A 1,963-nucleotide genomic window follows, 5' to 3' on the forward strand; every position below is an offset into this window, starting at 1 on the left:
TGCCAGAGAGTGTGGAATCTTCGACAAAACCCGTGGCGTGGGCGGAGGGAATAGGGACAAAGGTACCGGCAAACAGGGCAGAGATAATGGCCGCAGAGAGCGGGGCGCGTGGAATCCTACGCATAGCAAATCCTCCGTGATGCTTCCATGAACAATTAATAAATCCGTACTGTTTCGTCATGAAACAAGTTGCGAGGGATGCTATTTTTCGCGACGCGAATTATCAATGGAATTTATTACAAAGTATGACATGGCACGCAAAAAGAAGGGTTTTTAAGGACTTTATTCAATCAGTTAGATGAACCTGTAAAACGTAACTTTGCGAGCAAGATCCACAGAGAAAGTGGCGATAACTTGCTTTCATCAGGCTTGTTCCCTATGCTCGCCAACGTAGTTTTGACTCGGGGTGCCCCTCTAATACAGGGCTGAGATACACCCGCTGACCTGATCTGGATAATGCCAGCGTAGGGAAGTCAGATGCCTGACCGCATTCGCCTTCTTGATCGCCGGTTGGGAGCCTTATGAAACAGCCTGACCTTCTTTCCCCCGCGCAACTCGCGCACTCTTTGCAGCTGCTGCGTCAGCAAGCGCCGCTGGTGCACTGCATGACCAATGACGTGGTGCAAACCTTTACCGCCAACGTGCTGCTGGCACTGCAAGCCTCACCCGCGATGGTGATCGATCCCGAGGAAGCGGCGCAGTTTGCCGGTTTTGCCGATGCGTTGTTGATAAACGTAGGCACCTTAACCTGCGAGCGACGTGATGCGATGTTGGCGGCGGTGCAAGCTGCGCAAGCGTCAGGCACGCCGTGGACGCTGGATCCGGTGGCGGTCGGCGCATTAACGCTGCGCACCGCCTTCTGCCAGCAGTTATTGAGCCTGCAACCTGCGGCGATTCGCGGTAACGCTTCAGAAATTCTCGCCCTGGCGCATCAGGCAACCGGCGGACGCGGCGTGGACAGTCTGCATCAGGCCGATGCCGCGCTGAGCGCCGCTCAGCAGCTGGCGCGTGATTTCAACACCATTGTGGCGGTGACCGGTGAAGTCGATTACGTCACCGACGGCGCGCAAACGCTGGCAATTCCCGGCGGCAGCCCGCTGATGACGCGCGTGGTTGGCACCGGTTGCGCGTTGTCAGCGGTGGTTGCGGCCTTCACCAGTTTGCCAGGCGATCGCCTGCAACATGTGGCTTCGGCTTGCCGCGTGATGTCGCTGGCCGGTGAGCTGGCAGCACGCCAGGTCGCAGGGCCGGGCAGCTTTGTTGCTGCCTTCCTCGATACGTTGTGGACGCTGGAGGTGAAAGCATGAAACGCATCAACGCATTAACCATTGCCGGCACCGATCCCAGCGGTGGCGCGGGTATTCAGGCCGACCTCAAAGCCTTCTCCGCATTGGGCGCTTATGGCACCAGCGTGATTACCGCGCTAGTGGCGCAAAACACCTGTGGTGTGCAATCGGTCTATCGCATCGAACCGGATTTTGTCGGTGCACAGCTCGATTCGGTGCTGGATGATGTGCGCATCGATGCTGCGAAAATTGGCATGTTGTCCGAAACCGCGATTGTCGAGGTGGTCGCTGAGCGGCTGAAACGGGCCAGCCTGCCGTTTGTGGTGCTGGATACGGTGATGATTGCCAAAAGCGGCGATGCGCTGCTGTCGCCTGATGCGGTAGCCAGCGTGCGCGAATTGCTGCTGCCGCAGGTGTCGTTGATCACGCCAAACCTGCCGGAAGCCGCTGCGCTGCTGGGACGCGCGATGGCGCAGGATGAGAAAACCATGTTGCAGCAGGGCGATGCGCTGCTCGATCTCGGCTGTGAAGCGGTGCTGATGAAGGGCGGGCATCTCAGCGATGCCGAAAGCCCGGATTGGCTGATTACGCGCGACGGACGTCAGCGCTTTACCGCACCGCGTGTTAATACGCGGCACACGCACGGCACCGGTTGCTCGCTCTCCGCCGCGCTGGCA

At 58.5% G+C, this 1,963-nt stretch carries 2 protein-coding genes and 1 riboswitch; both genes read left to right on the forward strand.

Features of this window, described 5'->3' with window-relative positions; all coding sequences use genetic code 11:
• The first annotated feature begins 392 nt into the window (after nucleotides 1-392).
• Nucleotides 393-488, forward strand: a riboswitch (TPP riboswitch).
• A 33-nt stretch (nucleotides 489-521) separates the two neighbouring features.
• Nucleotides 522-1,307, forward strand: a complete 786-nt coding sequence (thiM, locus tag RTY00_RS24245; RefSeq protein WP_312666670.1) for a hydroxyethylthiazole kinase — start codon at nucleotides 522-524, stop codon at nucleotides 1,305-1,307.
• On the forward strand, nucleotides 1,304-1,963 hold a 660-nt coding region (gene thiD, locus RTY00_RS24250), incomplete at its 3' end, for a bifunctional hydroxymethylpyrimidine kinase/phosphomethylpyrimidine kinase (RefSeq protein WP_312666671.1). The genes thiM and thiD, both read left to right, overlap by 4 nt.

The organism is Pantoea sp. CTOTU49201 (genome assembly GCF_032054795.1).
GTDB lineage: Bacteria > Pseudomonadota > Gammaproteobacteria > Enterobacterales > Enterobacteriaceae > Pantoea > Pantoea symbiotica.

Coding starts and splice junctions, on each gene's coding strand:
- thiM (WP_312666670.1), top strand. CDS start 522: ATGAAACAGCCTGACCTTCTTTCCCCCGCGCAACTCGCGCACTCTTTG.